General features: G+C 60.3%; 21 protein-coding genes. 9 read left to right on the forward strand and 12 right to left on the reverse strand.

Annotation, left to right across the window (positions count from 1 at the left end; translation table 11 throughout):
- Window positions 1-67: 67 nt before the first annotated feature.
- The 3 genes from G5171_RS14075 to G5171_RS14085 form a co-directional block, all read right to left on the reverse strand.
- Entirely contained in the window at window positions 68-238 is a 171-nt protein-coding gene (locus G5171_RS14075; RefSeq protein WP_005341999.1) for a hypothetical protein, read from the reverse strand.
- A gap of 125 nt (window positions 239-363) precedes the next feature.
- Window positions 364-1,860 (reverse strand): aldehyde dehydrogenase, encoded by a 1,497-nt coding sequence (locus G5171_RS14080; RefSeq protein ID WP_421212423.1) that lies wholly within the window; start codon window positions 1,858-1,860, stop codon window positions 364-366.
- Window positions 1,861-1,985: 125 nt separating this feature from the next.
- Window positions 1,986-2,528, reverse strand: coding sequence for a cupin domain-containing protein (locus G5171_RS14085; protein WP_005341995.1), 543 nt, complete (start codon window positions 2,526-2,528; stop codon window positions 1,986-1,988).
- 186 nt (window positions 2,529-2,714) lie between these two features.
- Here G5171_RS14085 and G5171_RS14090 point away from each other — a divergent pair, with 186 nt between their 5' ends.
- The 6 genes from G5171_RS14090 (at window position 2,715) to G5171_RS14115 (ending at window position 9,298) form a co-directional block, all read left to right on the forward strand.
- On the forward strand, window positions 2,715-4,046 hold the full coding sequence (locus tag G5171_RS14090) for an aspartate aminotransferase family protein (RefSeq protein WP_421250925.1): 1,332 nt from the start codon (window positions 2,715-2,717) through the stop codon (window positions 4,044-4,046).
- A gap of 81 nt (window positions 4,047-4,127) precedes the next feature.
- Window positions 4,128-5,624, forward strand: a complete 1,497-nt coding sequence (locus G5171_RS14095; protein WP_337073269.1) for a CoA-acylating methylmalonate-semialdehyde dehydrogenase — start codon at window positions 4,128-4,130, stop codon at window positions 5,622-5,624.
- 86 nt (window positions 5,625-5,710) lie between these two features.
- Entirely contained in the window at window positions 5,711-6,439 is a 729-nt protein-coding gene (locus G5171_RS14100) for a glutamine amidotransferase-related protein (protein WP_421260341.1), read from the forward strand.
- 155 nt (window positions 6,440-6,594) lie between these two features.
- A complete protein-coding gene (locus G5171_RS14105; RefSeq protein ID WP_033114758.1) occupies window positions 6,595-7,566 on the forward strand; it encodes a LysR substrate-binding domain-containing protein in 972 nt (323 codons plus the stop codon).
- Window positions 7,567-7,672: 106 nt separating this feature from the next.
- Complete coding sequence (locus G5171_RS14110) at window positions 7,673-8,512, forward strand: PfkB family carbohydrate kinase (protein ID WP_421260342.1); 840 nt, start codon at window positions 7,673-7,675, stop codon at window positions 8,510-8,512.
- A gap of 333 nt (window positions 8,513-8,845) precedes the next feature.
- Window positions 8,846-9,298 (forward strand): Rrf2 family transcriptional regulator, encoded by a 453-nt coding sequence (locus G5171_RS14115; protein ID WP_005341983.1) that lies wholly within the window; start codon window positions 8,846-8,848, stop codon window positions 9,296-9,298.
- Between the two features lie 59 nt (window positions 9,299-9,357).
- Here G5171_RS14115 and G5171_RS14120 read toward each other — a convergent pair whose 3' ends face one another.
- Window positions 9,358-9,879, reverse strand: a complete 522-nt coding sequence (locus G5171_RS14120) for a ferredoxin-type protein NapF (protein WP_216979892.1) — start codon at window positions 9,877-9,879, stop codon at window positions 9,358-9,360.
- Between the two features lie 140 nt (window positions 9,880-10,019).
- Here G5171_RS14120 and G5171_RS14125 point away from each other — a divergent pair, with 140 nt between their 5' ends.
- Both G5171_RS14125 and rmuC read left to right on the forward strand, forming a co-directional pair.
- Window positions 10,020-10,235, forward strand: a complete 216-nt coding sequence (locus G5171_RS14125; protein WP_216979893.1) for a hypothetical protein — start codon at window positions 10,020-10,022, stop codon at window positions 10,233-10,235.
- Window positions 10,232-11,572 carry a DNA recombination protein RmuC gene (gene rmuC, locus G5171_RS14130; RefSeq protein ID WP_421250923.1) on the forward strand — a complete coding sequence of 447 codons (1,341 nt, stop codon included), beginning with the start codon at window positions 10,232-10,234 and terminating at the stop codon, window positions 11,570-11,572. The genes G5171_RS14125 and rmuC overlap by 4 nt, the downstream gene beginning before the upstream one ends.
- Window positions 11,573-11,723: 151 nt before the next feature.
- On the opposite strand, the gene add is transcribed toward rmuC, so the two are convergent.
- From add to glnA, 5 genes are all read right to left on the reverse strand, one after another.
- Window positions 11,724-12,725, reverse strand: a complete 1,002-nt coding sequence (gene add / locus G5171_RS14135; protein ID WP_421250922.1) for an adenosine deaminase — start codon at window positions 12,723-12,725, stop codon at window positions 11,724-11,726.
- A 141-nt stretch (window positions 12,726-12,866) separates the two neighbouring features.
- Window positions 12,867-14,285 carry a nitrogen regulation protein NR(I) gene (gene glnG / locus G5171_RS14140; protein WP_043850700.1) on the reverse strand — a complete coding sequence of 473 codons (1,419 nt, stop codon included), beginning with the start codon at window positions 14,283-14,285 and terminating at the stop codon, window positions 12,867-12,869.
- A gap of 9 nt (window positions 14,286-14,294) precedes the next feature.
- Window positions 14,295-15,350, reverse strand: a complete 1,056-nt coding sequence (gene glnL, locus G5171_RS14145; protein ID WP_043850701.1) for a nitrogen regulation protein NR(II) — start codon at window positions 15,348-15,350, stop codon at window positions 14,295-14,297.
- A gap of 80 nt (window positions 15,351-15,430) precedes the next feature.
- Window positions 15,431-16,012 carry a DUF4124 domain-containing protein gene (locus G5171_RS14150; protein ID WP_421260343.1) on the reverse strand — a complete coding sequence of 194 codons (582 nt, stop codon included), beginning with the start codon at window positions 16,010-16,012 and terminating at the stop codon, window positions 15,431-15,433.
- A 115-nt stretch (window positions 16,013-16,127) separates the two neighbouring features.
- On the reverse strand, window positions 16,128-17,537 hold the full coding sequence (gene glnA, locus G5171_RS14155; RefSeq protein WP_005339672.1) for a glutamate--ammonia ligase: 1,410 nt from the start codon (window positions 17,535-17,537) through the stop codon (window positions 16,128-16,130).
- Window positions 17,538-17,888: 351 nt separating this feature from the next.
- On the opposite strand from glnA, the gene typA reads away from it, so the two are divergent.
- The gene (gene typA, locus G5171_RS14160; protein WP_201981586.1) at window positions 17,889-19,700 is read left to right on the forward strand and encodes a translational GTPase TypA; all 1,812 of its coding nucleotides are present in this window, start codon (window positions 17,889-17,891) and stop codon (window positions 19,698-19,700) included.
- Between the two features lie 250 nt (window positions 19,701-19,950).
- Here typA and G5171_RS14165 read toward each other — a convergent pair whose 3' ends face one another.
- From G5171_RS14165 to rsmB, 3 genes are all read right to left on the reverse strand, one after another.
- Window positions 19,951-21,393 carry a TrkH family potassium uptake protein gene (locus G5171_RS14165; protein WP_421250920.1) on the reverse strand — a complete coding sequence of 481 codons (1,443 nt, stop codon included), beginning with the start codon at window positions 21,391-21,393 and terminating at the stop codon, window positions 19,951-19,953.
- Between the two features lie 96 nt (window positions 21,394-21,489).
- Window positions 21,490-22,866: a Trk system potassium transporter TrkA gene (gene trkA, locus G5171_RS14170; RefSeq protein WP_005339689.1), complete on the reverse strand. Its 1,377-nt coding sequence runs from the start codon at window positions 22,864-22,866 to the stop codon at window positions 21,490-21,492.
- A gap of 87 nt (window positions 22,867-22,953) precedes the next feature.
- Entirely contained in the window at window positions 22,954-24,246 is a 1,293-nt protein-coding gene (gene rsmB, locus G5171_RS14175; RefSeq protein ID WP_421250919.1) for a 16S rRNA (cytosine(967)-C(5))-methyltransferase RsmB, read from the reverse strand.
- Window positions 24,247-24,270: the final 24 nt, after the last annotated feature.

The following is a 24,270-nucleotide window of genomic DNA, read 5'->3' on the forward strand; positions in this document are numbered from 1 at the left end:
AGTGTAGCGATCCTTTATCGAGGAAAGAAGCGAATAAACGAAGTTTGAGAATACGGTTGGAAGCGGGTCATCCTTTGCCGCGACGGATCTTGTCGACGTCCATCAACAGCCACAACATCAGAGCGATGGCAGAGATCCAGGGGCCCCAGGTCACGTAGGCCTCGCCGTGCCCCAGCACGAAAAACAGCAGGGGCAACCCGATCACCAGAAAAAGTACGCTTCCCAGAAAAAATAGCATTTTTGTCTTTATATTTAATGGCTTGCTTATTTGATGATTATATCGATTGTGCTGCCTGATGGAAGGCCAAAATGCAAAAGGGGGGATTTATCCCCCCTTGCTGATGATGATGGCTATTTATACCTTTATTCGAGCTGGATCCAGGTACTTTTCAGCTCGGTGTACTTCTCCAGCGCGTGCAGCGACTTGTCGCGACCGTTACCGGACTGCTTGAAGCCGCCAAACGGCATGGTCATGTCGCCGCCATCCCAGTTGTTGACGAACACGGTGCCGGCGCGCAGGGCGCGGGAGCCCTTCACCGCCTTGTTGAGATCCGCTGTCCAGATCGCCGCCGCCAGCCCGTAGTCGGTGTCGTTGCCAAGGGCGATGGCTTCTTCCAGCGTGTCGAAGCCGGTCACCGCCAGCACAGGGCCGAAAATCTCCTCGCGGAAGATACGCATCTGCGGGGTTACCTCATCGAAGATGGTGGGCTCGATATAGAAGCCGCCGCTCTCAAGATTGGTGCGTTTGCCCCCCAGTAGCAGCTTGGCCCCCTCCTGCTTGCCAATCTCGACATAGCGCAGCACCTGCTCCATCTGGATGTGATCTACCATGGCGCCGATGCGGGTAGCGGGGTCGAGCGGGTTGGCCGAGATCCATTCGCGGGCGTGGGCCAGCAGCCTTTCCATAAACTGCGGCTTGATGCTGTTTTGCACCAGCAGCCGGGAGGCGGCGGTGCACACCTCGCCCTGGTTGTAGAAGATGGCGCTGGCCGCGCTTTTGGCGGCGGCGTCCAGATCCGGCGCATCCGCCAGTATGATGTTGGGGCTCTTGCCGCCGCACTCCATAAAGGCGCGCTTGAGGTTGGACTTGCCGGAACACTCCACCAGGTGCTTGCCGATTTTGGTGGAGCCGGTGAAGGTGATGCAATCCACATCCATGTGCATGGCCAGCGCTTCGCCCACGGTATGGCCAAAGCCGGGCAGTACGTTGAACACGCCGTCAGGAATGCCGGCCTCCTTGGCCAGACCTGCGATACGCAAGGCGGTCAGGGGGGACTTTTCGGAAGGTTTGAGAATGACCGAGTTGCCGGTAGCGAGCGCCGGCCCCAGCTTCCAGCAGGCCATCACCAGCGGGAAGTTCCATGGCACGATGGCGGCGACCACCCCGAGCGCTTCGCGGGTCACCAGCGCCAGGGCGGATTCCTCGACCGGAGCGACCTGATCGTAGATCTTGTCGATAGCCTCGGCGTTCCAGGCGATGCAGTTGGCTGCAGCAGGGGCATCGTATCCCATGGCATCGCCGATGGGCTTGCCCATGTCCAGCGACTCCAGCAGTGCCAGCTCCACCTTGTTGAGACGCATCAGTTCGGCGAAGCGCTGCATGATCAGCTTGCGCTGTTTCGGCGCCATGCCGCTCCAGCGCTTGTCATTGAAGGCTTTACGAGCGGCCTGTACCGCCAGTTCGGCATCGGCGGCATCGCACGCTGCTACCCTGGTCAGCAGCTTGCCGTTGGCCGGGTTGATACAGTCGAAGGTGGCACCATTGACGGCATCCCGATAGCTACCGTTGATAAAGGCTTGTGAGGGCAGGGTCAGATGGGCGGCCTTGTGTTGCCACTGGGCCAGGGTCAGGTCACTCATGTTCACTCCTTGAACCGGCAAAAGTCATTGTCCGCGTATCAATATGCTAAACATCCGGCCACTTGTAAATCCACTTTGTAACAATTCATTAAACATTGGTGACTGGCTGACCCCTTATCACCCAGTTAGAAACTGGCGGGAGTATTGGCCGAAATCAATACGCACTCCTGCCCGCCCACATTGCGAAAACGGTGGGGAGTGCGGCTGTCGAAGTAGTAGCCATCGCCCGGTGTCAGCAGGTAGATCTGCTCGCCCACGGTCACTTCAACCTCGCCCTTGATGACGATGCCGCACTCTTCACCCTCGTGGCTCAGCATGTCGTCGCCGGTATCGGCGCCCGGTGGCAATACTTCCTGCATCATGCCGATAGCGCGGTTGGCGCGGCTGTGGCCCACCAGTCGATAGCTGATGGGATGCGTGCCGAGATCAGGCATGTCGGCGGCGCGGAAGATCACTTCGGAGTCCATTTCAGTCTCTTCGGTAAAGAAGCTGGCCAGTGACATGGGGATCCCTTCCAGCACCTTGCGCAGGGAGGCAACTGACGGGCTCACCTGATTCTTTTCGATCTGGGAGATGAATCCGTTGGTCACGCCCGAACGTTTGGCCAGCTCACGCTGGGAGAGGGCCGCCTTGGTGCGAACCGCCTTGAGACGGTGACCGATATCCATCGATAGACACTCCTTGACTGTTTACTATTATTAAATTTGTGTTAAATATCTTATACCACCCTGTAGAGCCATCTAGCTAGGGGTGGCATCAGACAGGGCGATCATGAGCCCTTTTTTATGGATTCAGGTGTTTAATTTAATGGGCAATAGCCAATAGTTGCTAAACACCTTAAGGATGAGGTGACCATGAAACCGATCAGCGACATCAATACCCCCTCCGACATGTCCGCTTTCTGGATGCCGTTCACCGCCAACCAGCAGTTCAAGGCGGCGCCGCGCATCCTGAAGTCGGCAGAGGGGATGTATTATCACTCAGAGGATGGCCGCAAGATACTGGATGGCACTGCCGGACTCTGGTGTTGCAACGCGGGCCATGGTCGGCGCGAGATTGCCGAGGCGGTCTCCCAGCAGATTTCCCACCTCGATTTTGCCCCCACCTTTCAGATGGGCCACCCCCTGCCGTTCGAGCTGGCTAACCGGCTGGTGGAGATCGCTCCCCAGGGCTTTGGCCATGTCTTCTACACTAACTCCGGCTCAGAATCGGTCGATACCGCGCTCAAAATCGCACTGGCCTGGCAGCGGGCCCGTGGTCAGGGCACCCGTACCCGGTTGATTGGCCGCGAGCGGGGCTACCATGGCGTCGGTTTTGGCGGCATCTCGGTGGGGGGCATTCCCGGTAATCGCAAGTGGTTTGGCTCCCTGTTGACCGGGGTGGATCATCTACCCCATACCCTCAATATCGCCAAGAATGCCTTCACCAAAGGACTGCCCGAGGAGGATGTGGCGCTGGCCGACGAGCTGGAAAAGATCGTCTTTCTGCACGATGCCAGCAATATCGCGGCGGTGATCGTCGAGCCCATCGCTGGTAGTACCGGCGTGCTGATGCCGCCCAAAGGCTACCTCAAGCGGCTGCGCGAGATCTGTACCAAACACGGCATCTTGCTGATTTTTGACGAGGTGATCACCGGTTTCGGTCGCCTCGGCTCCCCCTTTGCCGCACAGGAGTTCGATGCCATCCCCGACATGATCACCTGCGCCAAGGGGCTCACCAACGGCGCTATCCCCATGGGAGCTGTGCTGGTGCAAAAGCATATTTATGACGACATGATGGCGGCAGGCAAAGGAGCCATCGAGCTGTTCCACGGCTACACCTACTCCGGCCACCCGGTGGCTGCCGCTGCCGGTCTCGCGACCCTCGAGATCTATCGCAACGAGAACCTGCTTAGCCGCGCCGCGGATCTGGCGGGCTACTGGGAGGAGGCGGCCCATTCGCTGAAGGGCTGCAAGCATGTGAAGGATGTGCGCAACTACGGGCTGGTGGCCGGTATCGAACTTGAATCCATGCCGGATGCGCCGGGCAAGCGCGCCTATGAGGTGTTTGTCCGCTGCTTCGAGAAGGGGGCGCTGATCAGGGTGACCGGCGACATCATCGCTCTGTCGCCACCTCTCATCATCGAGCGCAGCCAGATCGATGATCTCTTCACCCTGCTGCAGGATGCCCTGCAGGCACAACCCTAACCCATTTGATGGCCCCGCACTGGCGGGGCCTTGCGTTGTTTTGCTCAGCGCATTTACCACATCAGTTATCACGGAGGATACATGACATACAGGGTCAGCAACTTCATCAACGGCCAGCCGCAGGAGAGTCGTAGCGAGCGCCAGGGCGCCATCTTCAACCCAGCCTGCGGCAAGCAGCAGGGAAGCGTCGGGCTTTCCAGCGCCGCCGAGTGTCAGGAGGCGATCGCCATCGCCGAGCGTGCCTTTGCCGACTGGTCGCAAACCCCGCCGCTGGTGCGGGCTCGGGTCTTTTTCCGCTTCAAAGAGTTGATGGAGCAGCACAGGGACGAGCTGGCCGAGCTCATCAGCCGCGAGCACGGCAAAGTCTTCTCCGATGCGCAGGGTGAGTTGACCCGCGGGTTGGAGGTGGTGGAGTTTGCCTGCGGCATTCCCCATCTGCTCAAGGGGGAGCACTCCCTCAACGTCGGTCGCGGGGTAGACAGCTACTCCATGATGCAGCCGGTCGGGGTCTGCGCCGGTATCACGCCGTTCAACTTCCCGGCCATGGTGCCGCTCTGGATGTTCCCGGTCGCCATCGCCTGCGGCAATACCTTTATTCTCAAACCCTCCGAGAAGGATCCCTCGCTCTCGCTGCGGATGGCCGAGCTGCTCAAGGAGGCCGGTCTGCCGGACGGGGTGCTCAACGTGGTGAACGGTGACAAGGAGGTGGTGGATGTGCTGCTGACCGACCCGCGGGTCGGCGCCGTGTCGTTTGTCGGCTCCACCCCCATCGCCCAGTACATCTATGCCACCGCCTCGGCCCACGGCAAGCGAGTGCAGGCGCTGGGCGGCGCCAAGAACCATATGGTGGTGATGCCGGATGCTGATCTCGATCAGGCGGTCTCAGCTCTGATGGGGGCTGCTTATGGGGCGGCGGGCGAGCGCTGCATGGCCATTTCGGTAGCCGTGGTAGTGGGTGACGAGACCGCCGATGCCTTGGTAGCCAAACTGACACCGCTCGTTGAGAAGCTGCGGGTGGGCCCGGGGCTGGGCCAGAGCCCGGAAAACGAGATGGGGCCGCTTATCAGCAAGGAGCATCTGGCCAAGGTGCGCGGTTATGTGGATCAGGGGGTGGCCGAAGGGGCCGCGCTGCGGGTCGATGGCCGCACGCTGAACCACGAAGAGGGGTACTTTATTGGTGGCTGCCTGTTTGACGAGGTGACGCCAGAGATGCGGATCTACCGCGAGGAGATCTTCGGCCCGGTGCTCTCCATCGTGCGGGTGCCGGACTACGAGACGGCACTGCGCCTTATCAACGAGCACGAGTACGGCAACGGTACCGCCATCTTTACCTGTGACGGCGACACCGCGCGGGACTTCACGGCGCGGGTGCAGGTCGGTATGGTAGGGGTGAACGTTCCCATTCCGGTGCCGATGGCGTTTCACAGCTTTGGCGGCTGGAAGCGCTCCATCTTCGGGCCGCTCAACATGCACGGGCCGGATGGGGTTCGCTTCTATACCCGGATGAAGACGGTGACGGCGCGCTGGCCCCAGAGCCTGCGCAGTGGTGCCGAGTTCTCCATGCCAACCATGAAGTGATGAGCCCAGGGCTCACCACCATGATTTGATTCTCTTGCCCCCGCAGATCGCTGGTCTGCGGGGGCACTTCTGTAAAGGAGCAACAGATGCGATTGGGAATTCTCGATTGTGACCGGCTGGATCCCGATCTGGCGGATCGTTTTGGCCCCGTCTACTCCGAGATGTTTATCAGGGGGTTTCAGCCGTTGGCACCCGAGCTGGAGTTTCGGGTCTGGTCAGCCATCGATGGCGAATTGCCGGAAGATCTGCATGAGTGCGATGCCTGGCTTATCACAGGTTCGCGCCACGACGCCTACAGCGATATCCCCTGGATCCAGGCACTGCGCGGCTGGATCCGCCGTGCCCATGATGCCGACGTCAAGCTGGCCGGGATCTGTTTCGGCCATCAGGTGATCGCCCAGGCGCTCGGTGGCGAGGTGGTGAAGTCCACCAAGGGGTGGGGGCTGGGGGTATCGGTTCACCCCATGCTGGAAGATGCCCCCTGGATGGCGCCGGCGCGGGATCAGATCCGCATTCTGGCGAGCCATCAGGATCAGGTGGCGCAGCTTCCCCCCGGAGCAACCCGGCTGGCGGGCAACGATTTTTGTCCTAACTTCATGTTCCTGCAGGGGGACAACATAGTGGCCATTCAGGGGCACCCGGAGTTCTCGGTGGAGTACAACCGGGCGCTGATCGAACGGCGCCGTGGCCTGCTGCCCGACGAGCGTTACCAGAGCAGCCTCTCCTCGCTGGAGGGGGAGGTGGATTCGACCACCATGATGCAGTGGTTGCTGCAGTTTTTGGGGATCCTGCCGCTGCGGGCCGGTGCGGCCTGAGCCCGGTTTGTCAGCGACCCCCTTCGGGTGCTAGATTTTGTAGCAAAATGAAGGATCAAGCGCTGCGATGTCGGGATCGGATGATACACTGGCCGCCCTTTGTGGCGGCCTGTTTGTCTGGCGTGATCGCCGCACCAGCTTGAGAGGGTGAAGCCTTGAAACTACAGCAATTGAAGTACTTGATCGCGATCCGGGACCACAACCTCAACGTCTCGGTGGCATCCGATGCGCTCTATACCAGCCAGCCCGGGGTCAGCAAGCAGATCGGCCTGCTGGAGAGCGAGCTGGGGGTGCGGATCTTCGAGCGCCGTGGCAAGCATCTGCACCGCATCACCCCAGTGGGTGAGGAGATCATCAAGTGCGCCGAGGCGATGCTCAATATCGAGAGCAAGATCAAGGCGATCTCCCGCGAGTATCTGGATCCGACCGTGGGCACCCTCAACATCCACACTACCCACACCATCGCCCGCTATCTGCTGCCCAAATCGGTTACCTACTTCACCAAGAAGTACCCCAAGATCTCGTTCCACCTCCATCCGGTGATGTCGGCGAGCAAGGAGCAGATCAGCAAGGGTTACTCCGATTTCTCCATCGTTGCCCACGAAATTGGCTTCGACAAGGAGCTGATCGCGCTGCCCGCCTACCTCTGGACCCTCTCTCTGGTGGTGCCGCAGGATCACCCTCTGGCCAAGGTGAAGAAGCCGACGCTGGAGCAGCTCTGCCACTACCCCATCCTCAGTTACGAGAGCGGAGCCACCGGTCGTCAGGTGCAGGATGAGGTGTTTCAGGCGGCGGGACTGACCCCGAGCTACTACATGACGGTGATGGATGCCGGGGTGATCAAGCGCTACGTGGAGTTGGGCTTTGGCATCGGCATCATCTCCTCGCTGGTGGCCAACGACACCGACAGCCCCGGGCTGGTCTCCATCAATCTGGAGCACCTGTTCAAGCCCTGCCCGGCGCAGATCTGCTTCAGCAAGAGCATTCTGCTGCAGAACTACATGTATGACTTCATCAGCTCCTTCTCGCCCCACCTCACCAAGGAGGTGATCCAGAGCGTGATGCAACAGCCAACTCAGGCTCGCATCGACGAGCTGCTGGCCGGGGTGGAGCTGCCCATCTATTGATCCCGATCGGATTCCCGATCGCTGCCGGTTGTCTCTTCTGTCAGGCTGAGCTCTACTCGGGGTTCAGCCTGTCTCTTTTGGGCTATCTCCATCGTCCGAGGTCTCTATGTCCCGCATTCTGCTGCTTGCCAATCTCAACTGTGATCATGTGCTCTCCCTCTCCGAACCGCTGGTGGCGGGGGCCCGGCTGCAATATGTGGATCAGGGGCGCAGGTTGGGCGGCGGCGCCGCCAACACCGGCATCGGGCTGGTGTGGGCGGGTCATGAGGTGACCATCGCCTCCCGCATCGGGCTGGACGAGACCGGCGACTGGTTGCTGGAGCAGGCGGCCGGTTACGGGCTGGATTGCAGCCATGTGGAACGATTTGGCGGCGAGACCGGCGAGCTGCTGATCCTGGTGGACTCCACCGGCGAGCGCACCATACTGCGCCGCCCGCGACGTCCCGATCTGCCCGGCGATGTGCCGCTGGAGGGGGTGGATTGCCTCTATGTGAACTATCCCGGCACCGCCATCATCAGTTACATGCGCCAGATGCTCGGCAAGAGCTTTGTGGTGGCCCAGTATCCCAAGGGTGGGCAAGCGCGCCGTCCCTGCCACGTGCTGGTGGCCTCCCGTTCCGATCTCGGCGAGGTGAGCGATCCCTGGCTGCATGCCCGCCAGCTGGCGGGGGAGCAGCTCGAGTGGCTGGTGTTGACTGAAGGTAAGGCAGGTGCTGTGGCCATCCATGGCGAGGAGCAGATCAGGGTCGCCGCCCGGCCTGTCTCGGTGGTCGATACCACGGGAGCAGGGGATGCCTTCGCTGGCGGCTTGATCCATGGTCTGGCACGGGGTATGGCAATCAAGGATGCGTTGCAGTGCGCGGTGGACTGGGGGGCGTTTGCCGTCGCCTCCGAGAGCTCGATCCCCTCGGTCGCGCTGAAAAACTGGCTGAAACAGCCTCATTGAGCAACCTCTCTGCCAGCCGATTGAGGGGCGGAGTGCGGGCCATATAGCTGCAGATCGAAGGGGCTTGGCGAAGGGCTCGGTTAGGGTGATTTACCCGCCATAAAGCGGGCAAACGCCGGGCTAACCCGGCAAGTTTGCGATCAATCAAAGAAAGTGTCGATTTATGTGCATCTTCATCGACACCCGGTTGTGCTGCTCTTAACCTTGTCACTCCGCAACTCAGATTAAGAGACAGGCCCCCTCTGGTGGACAGAGGCAAACCGGTTGTCTCCTGCCTCTTAGCTCAATGTTGTCGTCCTGATTCCTGGCTTGTAGTAAGAGGCAAGTGCGACCATGCAACTGACACGATTTACCGACTACGCCCTGCGTACCCTGACCTTCCTGGCGGTGCAGCCGGGCGATCGCCTGTCGACCATTACCGAAGTGGCCGATACCTTCGGCATCTCTCGCAACCACGTGGTCAAGATAGTGCACCAGCTTGGCATCAAGGGGTACATCGAGACGGTGCGTGGCAAGCATGGCGGTATCCGGCTCGGTCGCTCCGCAGTCTCCATCAACCTGCGCGATGTGGTGATGGACATGGAGCATGTGCTCTGTCCGGTCGACTGCAAGCGTGAGAACTGCCGTCTCTCCGGCGGCTGCCGCATTCAGGGCATCCTGCGCCGCGCCATGAACGCCTTCCTCGAAGTGCTGGGTGAGTACACCCTGGCCGATGCGGTGCGCGATCCGACCCGTCTCTGTCACCTGCTGGGCATTGAGCAGGAGTCCATTCTGGCGATGGCCTGACCGGCAGAAAACAAGAACAGATATAAAAGCAAAAGGGGCCAGCTGGCCCCTTTTGCTTTTCAGCGACTACCCGGCTGGCGGATCAGGGTGATGGCGCCGTGCAGACAGGCTAGGCCGCAGGCACCGCAGCCATTGCAGGCATCCATATTGACGTTGATGCCGTCGGCGGTGGCCTTGATCGCCTGCTGGGGGCAGGCATCTTCACAGAGCAGGCAGTAGAAGCCCTGCCGTGCCTGACAGCTCTCCTCGATCTGGACCCGGGTCTGCACCTGACGGCCCAGTTGCAAGTCGAGTGCTCCGGTCGGACAGGCTCTGGCGCAGCTGCCGCAGTAGCTGCACTGACCGCATGAGAGGTCGAGCACCGGCGTACCGGAGATCGGGGTGTCGTCGTATTCGGGCTGGCTGGCCGGTTTGAGCAGACCGCGCGGGCAGGCCTTGAAACACTCGCCGCAGCGGCTGCAGAGGGAGAGGTACTGGGACTCCTCGATGGCCCACGGCGGGCGCGCTTCATGGCAAACCACGGCGGGCTTGCGGGAAGCTTGCCAACCTTGTGTCAGCCAACGGAGGAAATAGTGAGTCATGCTCGCCCCTGATACCTATTAGGGGTTAATTTTATCGAAGTTTCGGCAAGCAGGCCAGAGAATAGCGGCCGCCAGGATCGCAAGGGCTGTTGCCCTTGTGTAAGCTAGGCGGGTCTTTTTACGTGGTTGAATGAAAACATATGTGGCTATTTCTCTGGCGTGCGTCCCTGCTCTATATCTTTCCCCTGCTGATGTGGGGCTACTGCCGCATCAAGGGCATCGAGTTCGCCGAGCTCGATACCGGGGTCAACAGCCACAAGTGGGTGGTGCTGGCCGCTTACCTTCTCTATGTGGTGCTCTGGGTCTTGGTTAACCGCTATCTCGAACTCTTCCTGCGTCAGCGGAGCCGCAAATGATCGACCCCGGACTCTGGATCATCCTGCTGCCCGCGGTCCTTTTGGCTCTCGGACTTGGCTGGCTGATTGGCCGGCGCAGCAGCACGGCGCAGGCTCAGGAGCTGCTGCTGACACAGGAGCGTTATCAGGCGCTGCAGGAGCGTTTTGACGAGTTGCAGGATGAGCGTCAACAGGGGCAGCAGAAGCTGGATCAGCAGCAGACCCTGCTCATCAAACTCACCGCCCGTCTCAAGGATGCGGAAGCAACCCTGCGCAGCGAACGGCTGGCCGCCGCCGAGAAGCTGCAACTGCAACAGGAGGCTGAGCAGCGCCTCAGCCAGCAGTTCGAGAACCTTGCCAACCGAATCTTCGAGCAAAACTCCGGCAACTTCCGCGAATTGAACCAAAACAGTCTCGATCTGCTGCTTACTCCGCTCAAGGAGCAGCTCGAGGGCTTTCGCCGTCAGGTGGGGGAGACCCATGCTCAGGAGACGGCCCAGCGCCACAGTCTCAAGTTCGAGCTGGAGCGTCTCGCCGAGCTCAATGCCCGCATGACCGAAGAGGCCGCGGCACTGACCAGAGCCCTCAAGGGCGACAGCAAGCAGCAGGGCAACTGGGGGGAAGTGGTGCTGGCGCGGATCCTCAGCGAGTGCGGTCTGCGCGAAGGTCACGAATACCACACCCAGGTCAATATCGAGGTGGAGAAGGGCAAGCGCTACCAGCCCGATGTCATCGTTCATCTGCCGCAAGAGAAAGACATCATCATCGACGCCAAGGTGTCGCTGACCGCCTACGAGCGCTGGTACAACGCCGATGACGAGCTGGAGAAGGCGGTGGCGCTGAAAGAGCACGTCGCCTCGGTGCGCAATCATATCCGCGAGCTGGGTCGCAAGGATTACCAGCAGTTGCCCGGGGTGCGTACCCTCGACTATGTGCTGATGTTCGTGGCGGTGGAGCCCGCCTTCCTCACCGCGATGGAGGCCGATCCATCGCTGGTGCGTTACGGTCTCGACAACAATATCCTGCTGGTGAGCCCAACCAATCTCATGGTGGCGCTGCGCACCATCGAGAACCTGTGGCGCTACGAGCGGCAGAACCAGAATGCTCGCCAGATCGCCGAGCGGGCCGGTCGCCTCTACGAAAAGCTGCGGCTGTTTGTCGAGGAGATGCAGCAGATGGGCGGCAGCCTGCACAAGGCGCAGGAGAGCTACGACAAGGCGATGGGACGGCTGGTCAACGGCCGTGGCAACCTGATCGCTCAGGTCGAGCGTTTCCGCGAGCTGGGGGTGGAGGTGACCAAGAGCCTGCCCGAGCCCCTGGTTGAGCGGGCGCTGGAGCGTGATAAGGAGCGGGAGTAGTTTTCCCCTGCATCGCCATCCGCAAAAGGCCCAAACCCGGTTTGGGCCTTTTGCTATCTGCCAGCTCGCCCACTGCTGACTCATCATCAGAAATCCGCAAAGCAAACGGCCCACCGAAGTGGGCCGTTTTTATTTGCAATACCGATGTTAATCAGCGGCAGGCGGCGCGGGCGCCCAGTTCGGCTTTCTCGCTATCGCTCAGGAAGGCCAGGGTCAGGCCGTTCTGCTGGGCGGTGCGGATTTCGCTGGCGGTCATGCCGGCGGCCGGAGCGGCCACTTCATATTCGTGGGGCAGGTCGATCCCTTCCACCGCCGGGTCGTCGGTGTTGAGGCAAGCCAGCACGCCGGCAGCCAGGAACTGGCGGATCGGGTGTTCTGTCAGGCTCGCCACCGTGGTGGTCTGGACGTTGGAGGTGAGGCAGGATTCGATGCCGATGCGGTACTCGGCCAGATAGGCCATCAGGGCCGGATCCTGAATCGCTTTGACACCGTGGCCGATACGCTCGGCACCCAGCTCGCGAATGGCCTGCCAAATGCTTTCGGGGCCAGCGGCTTCACCAGCGTGTACGGTGACGCGCATGCCTGCATCGCGCACCTTGTGGAAGTGGTCGACAAAGAGTTCCCCCGGGAAGCCCAGCTCGTCACCGGCCAGATCGATGGCGACCAGCTTGTCGCGGTGGGCCAGACAGGCGGCCAGCTCCTGATTGCATTGATCGGTGCCGAAGGTGCGGCTCATGATGCCGATCAGATTGGCCTTGATGCCGAAGTCACGGCTGCCCGCGGCCACGCCGTCGATGATGGCTTCCACCACACCCTGCGGGTGCAGCTTGTGGGCCATCGCCATATAGGCCGGGCTGAAGCGCAGCTCGGCATAGTCGATACCGGCGCGCAGCAGATCTTCCACGTTTTCGTAGGCAACCCGGCGGCAGGCGTCGTAGTCGGCCAGCACGGCAACACCCCAGTCCAGCTTCTTCAGGAAGGCGACCAGACTTGGCTCGTTCTCGACGATCTGTACGTGGGGGCGCAGCGCCTCCAGCTCGAAGGCGGGCAGCTGGATATTGTGTTGGCGACCCAGCTCGAGGATGGTCTGCGGACGGATGTTGCCGTCCAGATGGCGGTGCAGGTCGGTCAGGGGGAGAGATCTGTCAATCATGATGGCGCCTTCTTCGAGTCGGGTTTGAACGCCTGCCATTCTAGGCGGGGCTTTCAAAAAAGATACCCCGTTTGCTGGCAAACGGGGTCTTATTGGTCGGTGATTTATCAAGGCGTGATGGGAATCGTTTTTCCCAGGGACTCAGGAGAGATCGAGTTCCTTCAGCTTGCGGGTGAGGGTGTTGCGACCCCAGCCAAGCAGACGGGCCGCCTCCTGCTTGTGGCCATGGGTGTGCTCCAGCGCCGTCTCCAGCATGATCCGTTCGAACTGGGGCATGGCATCGGCCAGGATGTCGGTCTCTCCCAGCGCCAGCTTGCTGGCTACCCACTCCTGCAACTGTTGCTGCCAGCAACCGGGCAACGCCGGTTGGCCGGGCTCGGCGTTGTGGGTGATGGGGGTAAGCAGCTCGGGGGGAAGATCGCTCACCAGCACCTCCTGCCCGGAGGCCATCACAGTGAGCCAGCGGCAGACGTTTTCCAGCTGGCGCACGTTACCCGGCCAGGGCAGGCGGCTGATATAGGCCTGGGTATCCGGGTGCAGGCTCTTGGCCTCCACGTTCAGCTCCTTGGCGGCGCGCAGCAGGAAATGACGGGCCAGCTGGGGAATATCCTCACGGCGCTCCTTGAGGGCGGGAATATGAATGCGGATGACGTTGAGGCGGTGGAACAGATCCTCGCGAAACTCGCCATCGGCGACCCGTTTCTCCAGATTCTGGTGGGTGGCGGCGATGATCCGTACATCCACCTGTACCGGCTGGTGGCCGCCTACCCGGTAGAACTGGCCATCGGCCAAGACCCGCAACAGCCGGGTTTGCACATCAAGCGGCATGTCGCCGATCTCGTCGAGAAACAGGGTGCCGCCGTCGGCCTGCTCGAAGCGGCCGTGGCGGATGTTGTTGGCGCCGGTGAAAGCCCCCTTCTCGTGACCGAACAGCTCGGATTCGATGAGATCTTTCGGGATAGCCGCCATGTTGAGGGCGATAAAGTTCTTGTGGGCGCGCGGGCTGTGTTTGTGCAGGGCGTGGGCGACCAGCTCCTTGCCGGTACCGCTTTGGCCGTTGATCAGCACCGAGATGCTGGATCGCGACAGGCGGCCGATGGCGCGGAACACCTCCTGCATCGCCGGCGCTTCACCGATGATCTCGGGAGTGGCTGTGGACTCTTGCTGACGAGACTTGCGCTTGGTTCGCTGCTCTTTGAGGTGATTCTCGGCGCGGCGCACCAGCGTTACCGCCTCGTCGATGTCGAACGGCTTGGGCAGGTACTCGAAGGCGCCGCGCTGGTAGGCGTTGACCGCGCTGTCGAGATCCGAGTGGGCGGTCATGATGATGATGGGCAGATCGGCCTGACGGCGGTGGATCTGCTCCAGCAGGCTCAGTCCGTCGATACCCGGCATCCGGATATCGGAAAGGATGACATCGGGCGAACGCAGCTCAAGGGCGTGCAGCAGTGCTTCGCCATCGGCAAAGCTCTCGCAGTTGAAACCTTCGCTGCCTAGGGTGCGTTCCAGCACCCAGCGGATAGAGCTGTCATCGTCGACGATCCACACTTTGGCTGTCATGGTGTTCCCTTACTTGCGAAGCGGTAGAAAAATGGTGAATTCGGTGTGGCCCGGCCAGCTGATGCAGTCGATTTTCCCCTTGTGCTGGTCGATCAGGTTCTGGGCGATGGAGAGGCCAAGCCCGGTGCCGCCCTCTTTGCCGGTGATCATGGGATAGAACAGGGTGTCGCGGATGGCATCGGGAATACCGGGGCCGTTGTCGATGATCTTGATCTCCGCCGCCAGCCGGTAACGCTGACCGTGGATGGTGATCTGGAACGCAGTGCGAGTCTTGATGCGGATAAGCCCGGTCTGATCGCCCAGCGCTTCGGCGGCGTTGCGCACTATGTTGAGAAACGCCTGCTGCAGCTGATCCGGCTCCATCTCGAATTCGGGGATGCTGGGGTCGTAATCCCGTTCTATGCGCACCGTCGGTGGCAGCTCCAGCTCCACCAGTCGGCGTACCTGCTCCAGCACCGAATGGACATTGTGCATCTGGTGACGGCCGGGGCGCTGGGGGCCGAGCAGCCGATCGACCAGAACCCGTAGCCGGTCGGCCTGTTCAATGATGATGCCGGTATATTCGCGAAGCGCCGGATCTGGCAGCTCCTTTTGCAGCAACTGGGCCGCGCCGCGCAGGCCGCCGAGGGGATTCTTGATTTCGTGGGCGAGACCGCGCACCAGCTCTTTGGCTGCCAGCTGCTGGGCATGCTGCTGCTGCTCCTGACTGATCTTTTTCTGCTGGTCGATCTTGCGCAGCTCCACGACCAGCAGGCGCTGCTCGTGGTCGGCCATGGGAGTTGCACTCAGCTCTACCAACCGCGGTTCTCCCTCTACCACCAGAGTCACTTCGCTATCGGTAAAGCCCTGCCCTGAAACGAGGCACTGTTTCAGTCGTTGCAGGTCGAGGGAGATATGTTCCAGCAGATGGGGCAGTTCGATGCCGATCAGCCGTCGTTCACTGAGAGAGAGCAGCTGCTCGGCGGCGGGATTGACGAACTGGATGCAGAGCCGTTCATCCATCAGGATCACGGCGGTCAGCAAATTATCCAAGAGTGTTTTGGCATTGTCCGAGCGGGTTGGCACAGGTTTCTCCCTAAAACGGTGCTGTGCACCTGCAATGCACCGATATGGTGCATTGAGTTTACCCGCATCGGTGCGCTATATCACCCCTGGTTGGCTTTGGGGGTGGGTTTGGGAGCCGGATCCACGCTTGCTCTATGCAGGTAAAAGGTGACTGGAGTCGATTTAGCAAGGATCGTACCGTCTTTGGCGAGCAGTTCGAGCTGGGCCTCGTGGGCACCGCGATCGACATTTTCGACCCGGATAGAGAGGCTGTTGCTAACGATGGGGGCTGCCTTGCCATCCAGAGTCAGGCGCACATCATACTGGGTTGGCGGTTTGGGGCTGATTTGACCCTGAAAGACGATATTGCCAGTGTTGTCGCGCAGGGTGCTGCCCTGTTCAGGGGAGAGCAGCTCGATCACCAGTTTGGCCGCCTCCTGCTCCTTCTTGGTGTCTGCGCCAGTCAGGCTGTTGAAGTTATCCACCTGCACCGAGCTGGGGGCGCTACCCAGCAGGGGGGCAGCCCGCAGATCCACCTCCTTTACGTTTTTGCCGGGAGGAGGGGCATCCGTGTAGTGGGTAATGCCATTGCCATCGACCCAAGAGTAGACCTTGGCCGCATGAGTACTGAAGGAGGTCAGTAACAGGAGGGTAATTGCTCCTATGCCATGTATCTTGTTCATTCGTCTCTCCTTGACGGTATTTTGCTTAATCCTATCAGAGAAAAAACCCGCCATCTGGCGGGTTTTGTCACGATTCGGCAAGCTGACCCAATCTAAATGGGCTGTCTGCTGCGATTTAGACGGAGTAGTACAGTTCGAACTCCAGCGGGTGCGGAGTCATGCGCACACGGTCAACATCCTGCTGTTTCAGTTCCAGATAGGAGTTGATGAAGTCATCGCTGAACACGCCGCCACGGGTCAGGAACTCGCGGTCAGCATCCAGAGCGGCCAGGGCTTCGTCCAGAGAACCGGCAACGGTCGGCACTTCTGCGGCTTCTTCCGGCGGCAGGTCATACAAGTTCTTGTCCATGGCATCGCCCGGATGGATCTTGTTGATGATACCGTCCAGACCGGCCATCAGCTGGGCAGCGAAGGCAAGGTACGGGTTGGCAGCCGGATCCGGGAAGCGCACTTCGATACGACGGGCTTTCGGGCTCGGTACCACCGGGATACGGATGGAGGCAGAGCGGTTGCGGGCAGAGTAGGCCAGCATGACCGGTGCTTCATAACCCGGAACCAGACGCTTGTAGGAGTTGGTGGTCGGGTTGGCGAAGGCGTTGATGGCCTTGGCGTGCTTGATGATACCGCCGATGTAGTGCAGCGCCATCTCGGACAGACCGCCATACAGGTCGCCAGCGAACAGGTTGACGCCGTTCTTGGCCAGAGACTGGTGGCAGTGCATGCCGGAGCCGTTGTCACCGAACATGGGTTTCGGCATGAAGGTAACGGTCTTGTTGTAGGCGTGGGCCACGTTGTGGATCACGTACTTCAGCACCTGCACTTCGTCAGCTTTCAGCGTAAGAGTGTTGAAGCGGGTTGCGATTTCGTTCTGACCGGCAGTGGCCACTTCGTGGTGGTGAGCTTCAACGACCTGGCCCATCTCTTCCAGCACCAGACACATGGCGGCGCGGATATCCTGGGAGGAGTCGACCGGTGCAACCGGGAAGTAACCGCCTTTCACGAACGGACGGTGACCCTTGTTGCCATGCTCATAGGCAGTGCCGGAGTTCCATGCGGCTTCTTCAGATTCGATTTTCACGAAGCTGTGGCCCATGGTGTTGGAGAAGGTAATGTTGTCGAACATGAAGAATTCCGGCTCCGGCCCGAACAGCACGGTGTCAGCGATGCCGCTGGACTTCAGGAAATCTTCTGCACGCTTGGCGATGGAGCGCGGATCGCGGTCGTAGCCCTGCATGGTGGCAGGCTCCAGCACGTCACAAACGATGTTCAGGGTGGTCTCTTCGGTGAACGGGTCCAGCTTGGCGGAGGCTGCGTCCGGCATCAGTACCATGTCGGATTCGTTGATGCCCTTCCAGCCGCCGATGGAGGAACCATCGAACATCTTGCCGTCTTCGAAGAAATCTTCATCAACCTGGTGAGCAGGGATGGATACATGCTGCTCTTTACCCTTGGTGTCGGTAAAGCGCAGATCAACAAACTTGACTTCGTGTTCCTGGATCAGGGCCAAAACGTTCTGGGCTGACATGCTAAGTAACCTCCGGTGTTAAAACTCTCTGGGTGAATGCGTCGTCGTATTCACATAAGCCAGTATCGTGCCAAGTTTGTGACAGCTTGATTTCAGGGCAATCTCGCTGAAGAGGCTCCCCAAAATCAGGCGATCTCGACTCGCGTTGCATCAATTTAGTGCGATGGTGGATCGTTTTGGTGCACTGTAATGGTGCGCGAAATACGGTCACCGCCCATCTAAGCAGGGTTTGTCAGAGAGGTCTATGATCCAGATCTGTTGTTATGCGCGAATGTACTGCAATTCTGCTAGGCAGATCACAAAGGCAAGAGTACAATTAGCGCCCAATTTTACCCGGTGATTGAGGCGAGAATGTTAGAGAATTTACGCAATATTGCGATTATTGCGCACGTTGACCACGGCAAAACGACTCTGGTTGATAAGCTGCTGCAGCAGTCCGGCACCCTGGACCGCTCCACGGAAGGCCAGGAACGGATCATGGACTCCAATGATCTGGAACGGGAACGTGGCATCACCATTCTCGCCAAGAACACTGCGATCCGCTGGAATGACTACCGCATCAACATCGTTGATACCCCGGGTCACGCCGACTTCGGTGGTGAAGTAGAGCGCGTACTGTCCATGGTTGACTCCGTGCTGCTGCTGGTTGACGCCGTAGACGGCCCGATGCCGCAAACCCGTTTCGTGACCCAGAAAGCGTTCGCTCAGGGTCTGAAGCCGATCGTGGTCATCAACAAGGTTGACCGTCCGGGTGCTCGTCCTGACTGGGTAATGGATCAGGTATTCGACCTGTTCGACAACCTGGGCGCGACTGACGAACAGCTGGATTTCAAAGTTGTTTACGCCTCTGCACTGAACGGTTGGGCCACCATGGATCAGGACGTCGAGTCCGAAAACATGGAGCCGCTGTTCCAGGCCATCGTTGACAACGTTGAAGCGCCGAAGGCTGATGCCGAAGGTGGTTTCCAGATGCAGATCTCCCAGCTGGACTACAACTCCTACGTGGGCGTTATCGGTATCGGCCGCATCACTCGTGGTCGCGTCAAGACCAACCAGCAAGTCACCATCGTTGGTGCTGACGGCAAGACCCGTAATGGTAAAGTCGGTCAGGTGCTGGGTTACCTGGGTCTGTCCCGTACTGAAGTTGCCGACGCGCAAGCGGGTGACATCATCGCTATCACCGGTCTGGGCGAGCTGAAAATCTCCGACACCATCTGTGACAACGGTGCCGTTGAAGCCCTGCCGCCGCTCTCCGTTGACGAGCCGACCGTGAACATGACCTTCCAGGTCAACACTTCACCGTTCGCCGGTAAAGAGGGCAAGTTCGTGACCTCCCGCAACATTCTGGAGCGTCTGAACCAGGAGCTGGTCCACAACGTGGCCCTGCGCGTGGAAGAGACTGATGATCCGGACAAGTTCCGTGTATCCGGTCGTGGTGAACTGCACCTATCCATCCTGATCGAAAACATGCGTCGCGAAGGTTACGAACTGGCTGTGTCTCGTCCGGAAGTAATCCTGCGTACCGTTGATGGTGTTCTGCAAGAACCGTTCGAAACCGTAACTGTGGACGTTGAAGAAGCGCACCAGGGTTCCGTGATGGAGCAACTGGGTCTGCGTAAAGGCGAAATGACCAACATGACCCCGGATGGCAAGGGTCGTGTCCGCCTGGACTTCATGATCCCGAGCCGTGGCCTGATCGGCTTCCAGACCGAGTTCATGACCATGACCTCCGGTACCGGTCTGCTCTACCACACCTTCGACCATTACGGTCCGCACAAGGGTGGCAGCATCGGCGAGCGTCAGAACGGCGTGCTGATCTCCAACGCAACCGGTAAGGCCCTGACCTACGCCCTGTTCGGTCTGCAAGACCGCGGTCGTCTGTTCATCGGTCACGCAACCGAAGTGTACGAAGGCCAGGTGATCGGTATTCACTCCCGTTCCAACGACCTGACTGTTAACTGCCTGAAGGGCAAACAGCTGACCAACATGCGTGCCTCCGGTACCGACGAAGCTCAAGTGCTGACTCCGCCAATCCGCATGACTCTGGAACAGGCTCTCGAGTTCATCGACAACGACGAACTGGTAGAAGTCACTCCGAAGAACATCCGTATCCGCAAGAAATTGCTGACCGAGCTGGATCGCAAGCGCTCTGGCCGCGGTTAATCCCATGTGCTGAGTCTCGGCAGCTCTTGCGGCCGCTGACGGTTCACTGATAAACGGGCCCAAACTTCTGGTTTGGGCCCGTTTTTTTATGCTTGTGATCCACTCTGGCCATCCTGATGAGCTCGTTCAGGCCATCAGCAATGGATGATGAGTGGGCAGATAAGCGGCGAACGAAAGTCGTGGGGATGGGGGAGATAAAAAAGCCGCAGCGGATGAACGCTGCGGCTTTTTGCTGGCTTGCAGTGAGGAATTACTGGCGCCAGAAGGAGGGGAAGAAGAGCACGGCGACCGTCAGTATCTCCAGTCGTCCCAGCAACATACCGAACGACAGCAGCCATTTGGCCGATTCCGGCAGGCTGGCAAAGTTGGTGCTGGGGCCGACCACCGGGCCCATGCCCGGGCCGACGTTGGCAACGGCGGTGATGGAGCTGGAGATGGCCGTCAGGGGATCGAGCCCGATGGCGCCCAACAGTGCAGCTATCACCAGAATGATGGCGAAGTAGGCCAGCACGAAGGAGATCATCGAGCGGATGATTGCATCATTGACCGTCCGGCCGTTGTACTTCTGGGGAAATACGCCGGAAGGGTGCATCAGTTGGCGCATCTGCTTCTTGAACAGGGCAAAGGCCACCTGTACCCGGAAGATCTTGAGGCCGCCCGCAGTGGAGCCGGAGCAGGCCCCAAGAGCCAGCAGCACGATGAAGAGGATGGTGGCGAGCGGCCCCCAAGTGCCGAAGTCACCAAGGCCGTAGCCGGTGGTGGTGAGCACCGAGACGATGTTGAAGCAGCTGATGCGCAAGGCATCCCAGAAGCCGAACAGATCTCTCTCCCACAGATAGAAGGTCATGATGACGGTGACCCACACAACCAGCCAGAAGAAGCCGCGCACTTGGGCATCCTTGAGCAGGCTGTAGTCCCTATGGTTGAGGCTTTGCACATAGAGCAGGAAGGGCAGGCCGCCGAGGAACATGAACAGGGTACCAATCCAGTGTGCCGAGTTGGAGAAGTGGGACATGGATTGATCGGAGGTGGAGTAGCCGCCGGTACTGAGGGTGGTCATGGCGTGGTTGATCGCCTCGAACATGTTCATGCCGCTGGCCCAGTAGGCCATGAAGCAGAGCATGGAGAGCACCAGATAGACCACGACGATGTTGTTGGCGACCGTCTTGGCCCGTGGCGCACTTTTATCCGACCAGTCCGAGCTCTCGGTCTGGAACAGCTTCATGCCGCCGACGTTGAGGTAGGGCAGCACGGCAACCGCCATCACGATAAAGCCGACTCCGCCCAGCCACTGCAGGATGGAACGCCACAACAGGATGCTGTGGGCCATGTTGTCGAGGCCGGAGAGCACGGTAGAGCCTGTGGTGGTCACCCCCGACATAGTCTCGAAGTAGGCGTCGGTGAAGTTGATGTGGGTGATGAAAACAAACGGCAGGGCGCCGAAGGCGCAGGCAACCACCCAGACCGAGGTGGTGAGCAGGAACATCTCCCGCACCCCCAGATGAAACTCCGCCTTGCGGCCGTAGTGGAGGCAGAGCAGGGCGGCGCCGTGGGTGATCAGCACGGACTTGAGAAACTCGACAAATCCCTCTGACCCGGTGAGCAGTGCCAGCAAGGTGGGTAGCCACATGAAGAGCGCCAGCTTGGAGAGCACCAGCCCGAGGGTGAAGATAATGGGACGCAGCTTGATCATGTTCGATAACCTGGTCGTTGATTAACAAAAGACCCGGACCATCCCCTTGGGGGAGCTGAGCCGGGTCTGATTTGACAGCCTGTGCGCATGAAGACGTTACAGGAAGAAGGGGCTTGGCTGGAACAGCCGCTCCACTTCCGGGATGTACTTTTTGTCCACCAGGAACATGACGACATGGTCATCCTGCTGGATCTTGGTGCGATCGTGGGCGATCAGCACTTCATCCCCGCGCACCACGGCACCGATAGTAGTGCCCGGCGGCAGCTTGAGCTCGCCTACCGTCTTGCCGACCACCTTGGAGGTGTTTTCGTCACCGTGGGCAATCGCCTCGATCGCCTCGGCAGCACCGCGGCGCAAGCTGTAGACGTTGGCGATATCTGCCCGGCGCACGTGGGTAAGCAGGGCCGAGATGGTGGCCTGCTGCGGCGAGATGGCGATATCGATAGAGCCACCCTGCACCAGATCCACGTAGGCGCCGCGCTGGATCAGCACCATGGTCTTCTTGGCGCCCATCTTCTTGGCGAGCAGCGCCGACATGATGTTGGCCTCGTCCTCGTTGGTCACGGCGATGAAGACATCGATCTGGTCGATGTGTTCCTCGGCCAGCAGCTCCTGATCCGCCGCATCGCCGCAGAAGACGATGGTGTTCTCCAGCAGTTCGGAGAGCTGCTCCGCCCGCTTCTGGTTGCGCTCGATAAGCTTGACGCTGTAACGCTTCTCCAGCTGACGGGCGAGGCCTGCGCCAATGTTGCCGCCACCGACGATCATGATGCGGCGGTAGGGGCTCTCGAGGCGCTGCAGTTCAGACATCACGGCACGGATATGGCCCGCGGCGGCGACGAAGAAGACCTCGTCATCCGCTTCGATGATGGTGGTGCCTTGCGGACGGATCGGGCGGCCCTGACGGAAGATGGCCGCTACCCGGGTCTCGATGTTCGGCATGTGTTCGCGCAGGGTGGAGAGAGCATTGCCCACCAGCGGGCCACCGTAGTAGGCCTTGACCGCCACCAGACCGACGCGGCCACCTGCAAAATCAACCACTTGCAGAGCTCCCGGGTATTCGATCAGGCGACGCACATAGTCGGTCACCAGCTGCTCCGGCGCGATCAGGTGATCCACCGGCACCGATTCTGGCAGGAACAGGCGATCCCGCTCGGTCAGATAGGCCGGCGAGCGGATCCGCGCGACCTTGTTCGGGGTGTTGAACAGGGAGTAGGCCACCTGACAGGCGATCATGTTGGTCTCGTCACTGTTGGTGACGGCGACCAGCATGTCTGCATCCTGAGCCCCCGCTTCGCGCAGCACCTTGGGGTGGGCGCCATGACCGTTGACCACCCGCAGGTCAAACTTGTCCTGCAGTTCGCGCAGGCGTTCGCTGTCGGTGTCGACGATGGTGATGTCGTTGTTCTCCCCGGCCAGGTTCTCGGCCAGGGTGCCGCCGACCTGGCCGGCTCCCAAAATGATGATCTTCATAGGGAACGTTTACTCACGTTGATGCTGTAAAGGGGGGCGCCAGAACGGATCTGGCGGCTCTCCCGAATGAGGTTGGTCATGCCCGGCTCAGAGCTTGACCAGTTTGGCGTAGTAGAAGCCATCCATCTCGGCTTCACCCGGCAGGAACTGGCGACCCGGGCAGTCCGGGGTATCCTGTTCGTGCAACGGTACCAATTTGGCATCTTTGGTCGCGGCAAGGAAGGTGCGGATCTGTTCGCGGTTCTCTTCCGGCAATACGGAGCAGGTGGCGTAGAGCAGGGTGCCGCCGCTCTTCAGCTTGCCCCAGAGGGCGCTCAGAATACGGCGTTGCAGCTCGGCCAGCTCGCGGATGTCCTGATCCCGGCGCAACCACTTGATGTCGGGGTGGCGACGGATAACGCCGGTGGCGGAGCAGGGGGCATCCAGCAGGATGCGGTCAAACTGACCCTCCGGCCACCACTGTTCCGGCGCCGCAGCATCGCCATGGATCACCTTGGCCGTCAGGCCGATGCGGTCCAGGTTCTCCTGCACTCGCTTGAGGCGGTTTTCGTCGGCATCGACGGCAACCACGCCAGCCAGCCCGGGCTGACGCTCCAGCAGGTGGGCAGTCTTGCCGCCGGGGGCTGCGCAGGCATCCAGCACCCACTCGCCCGGTTGCGGGTCGAGCAGGGCGGCAGCCTGTTGTGCTGCACCATCCTGTACCGAGCAGTCACCCACTTCGAAGCCGGGCAGCTTGGTCACATCACAAGGACGCTCCAGCAGGATGCAATCCTCACCCTCTTCACCGGCCACGGCATTGATGCCGGCTTCGGCCATGCGAGCCAGCATGGCATCGCGGCTCTGGCGCTGGCTGTTGTTGCGGATCCACATGGGGGGGCGCTGGTTGTTCGCCTCCATGATGAATTCCCACTCATCGTGATAGGCCTGACGCAGGCGCTTGGTGAGCCACTCCGGATGACCGAGGCGAATGCTGGGAACGCGGTCGATACGCAGCAGAATGACTTCGGCGCTGCGCTGGAAGTTGCGCAGCACGCCGTTGATGAGGCCACGCAGGGAGGTGCCCTTGAGCAGTTTGACGGCGTTGACGGTCTCGGCCACCGCGGCGTGAGCCGGAATGCGGGTGTAGATGAGCTGATAGAGACCGACCAGAATGAGGTAGTGGAAAATGCGGCTCTTGTTCTTGAGCGGCTTGTCCATCATCTCGTTAACTGCCGCATCGAGGCGGGGCAGCCAGCGCAGGGTGCCGTAGCAGAGTTCTTGCAGGAGAGCGCGATCGCGAGGCGCGACCTTCTCCTGGGCAGCAGGCAGAACAGCGGAGAGGGATTGGCCCTGATCCAGCACCTGTTGAATAACGAGAGCGGCCTGTGCACGTGTTTTCATAGAGTTACCTTAGATGCGCAAGTC

This window comes from Aeromonas sp. 600774, assembly GCF_049175075.1.
GTDB lineage: Bacteria > Pseudomonadota > Gammaproteobacteria > Enterobacterales > Aeromonadaceae > Aeromonas > Aeromonas veronii_A.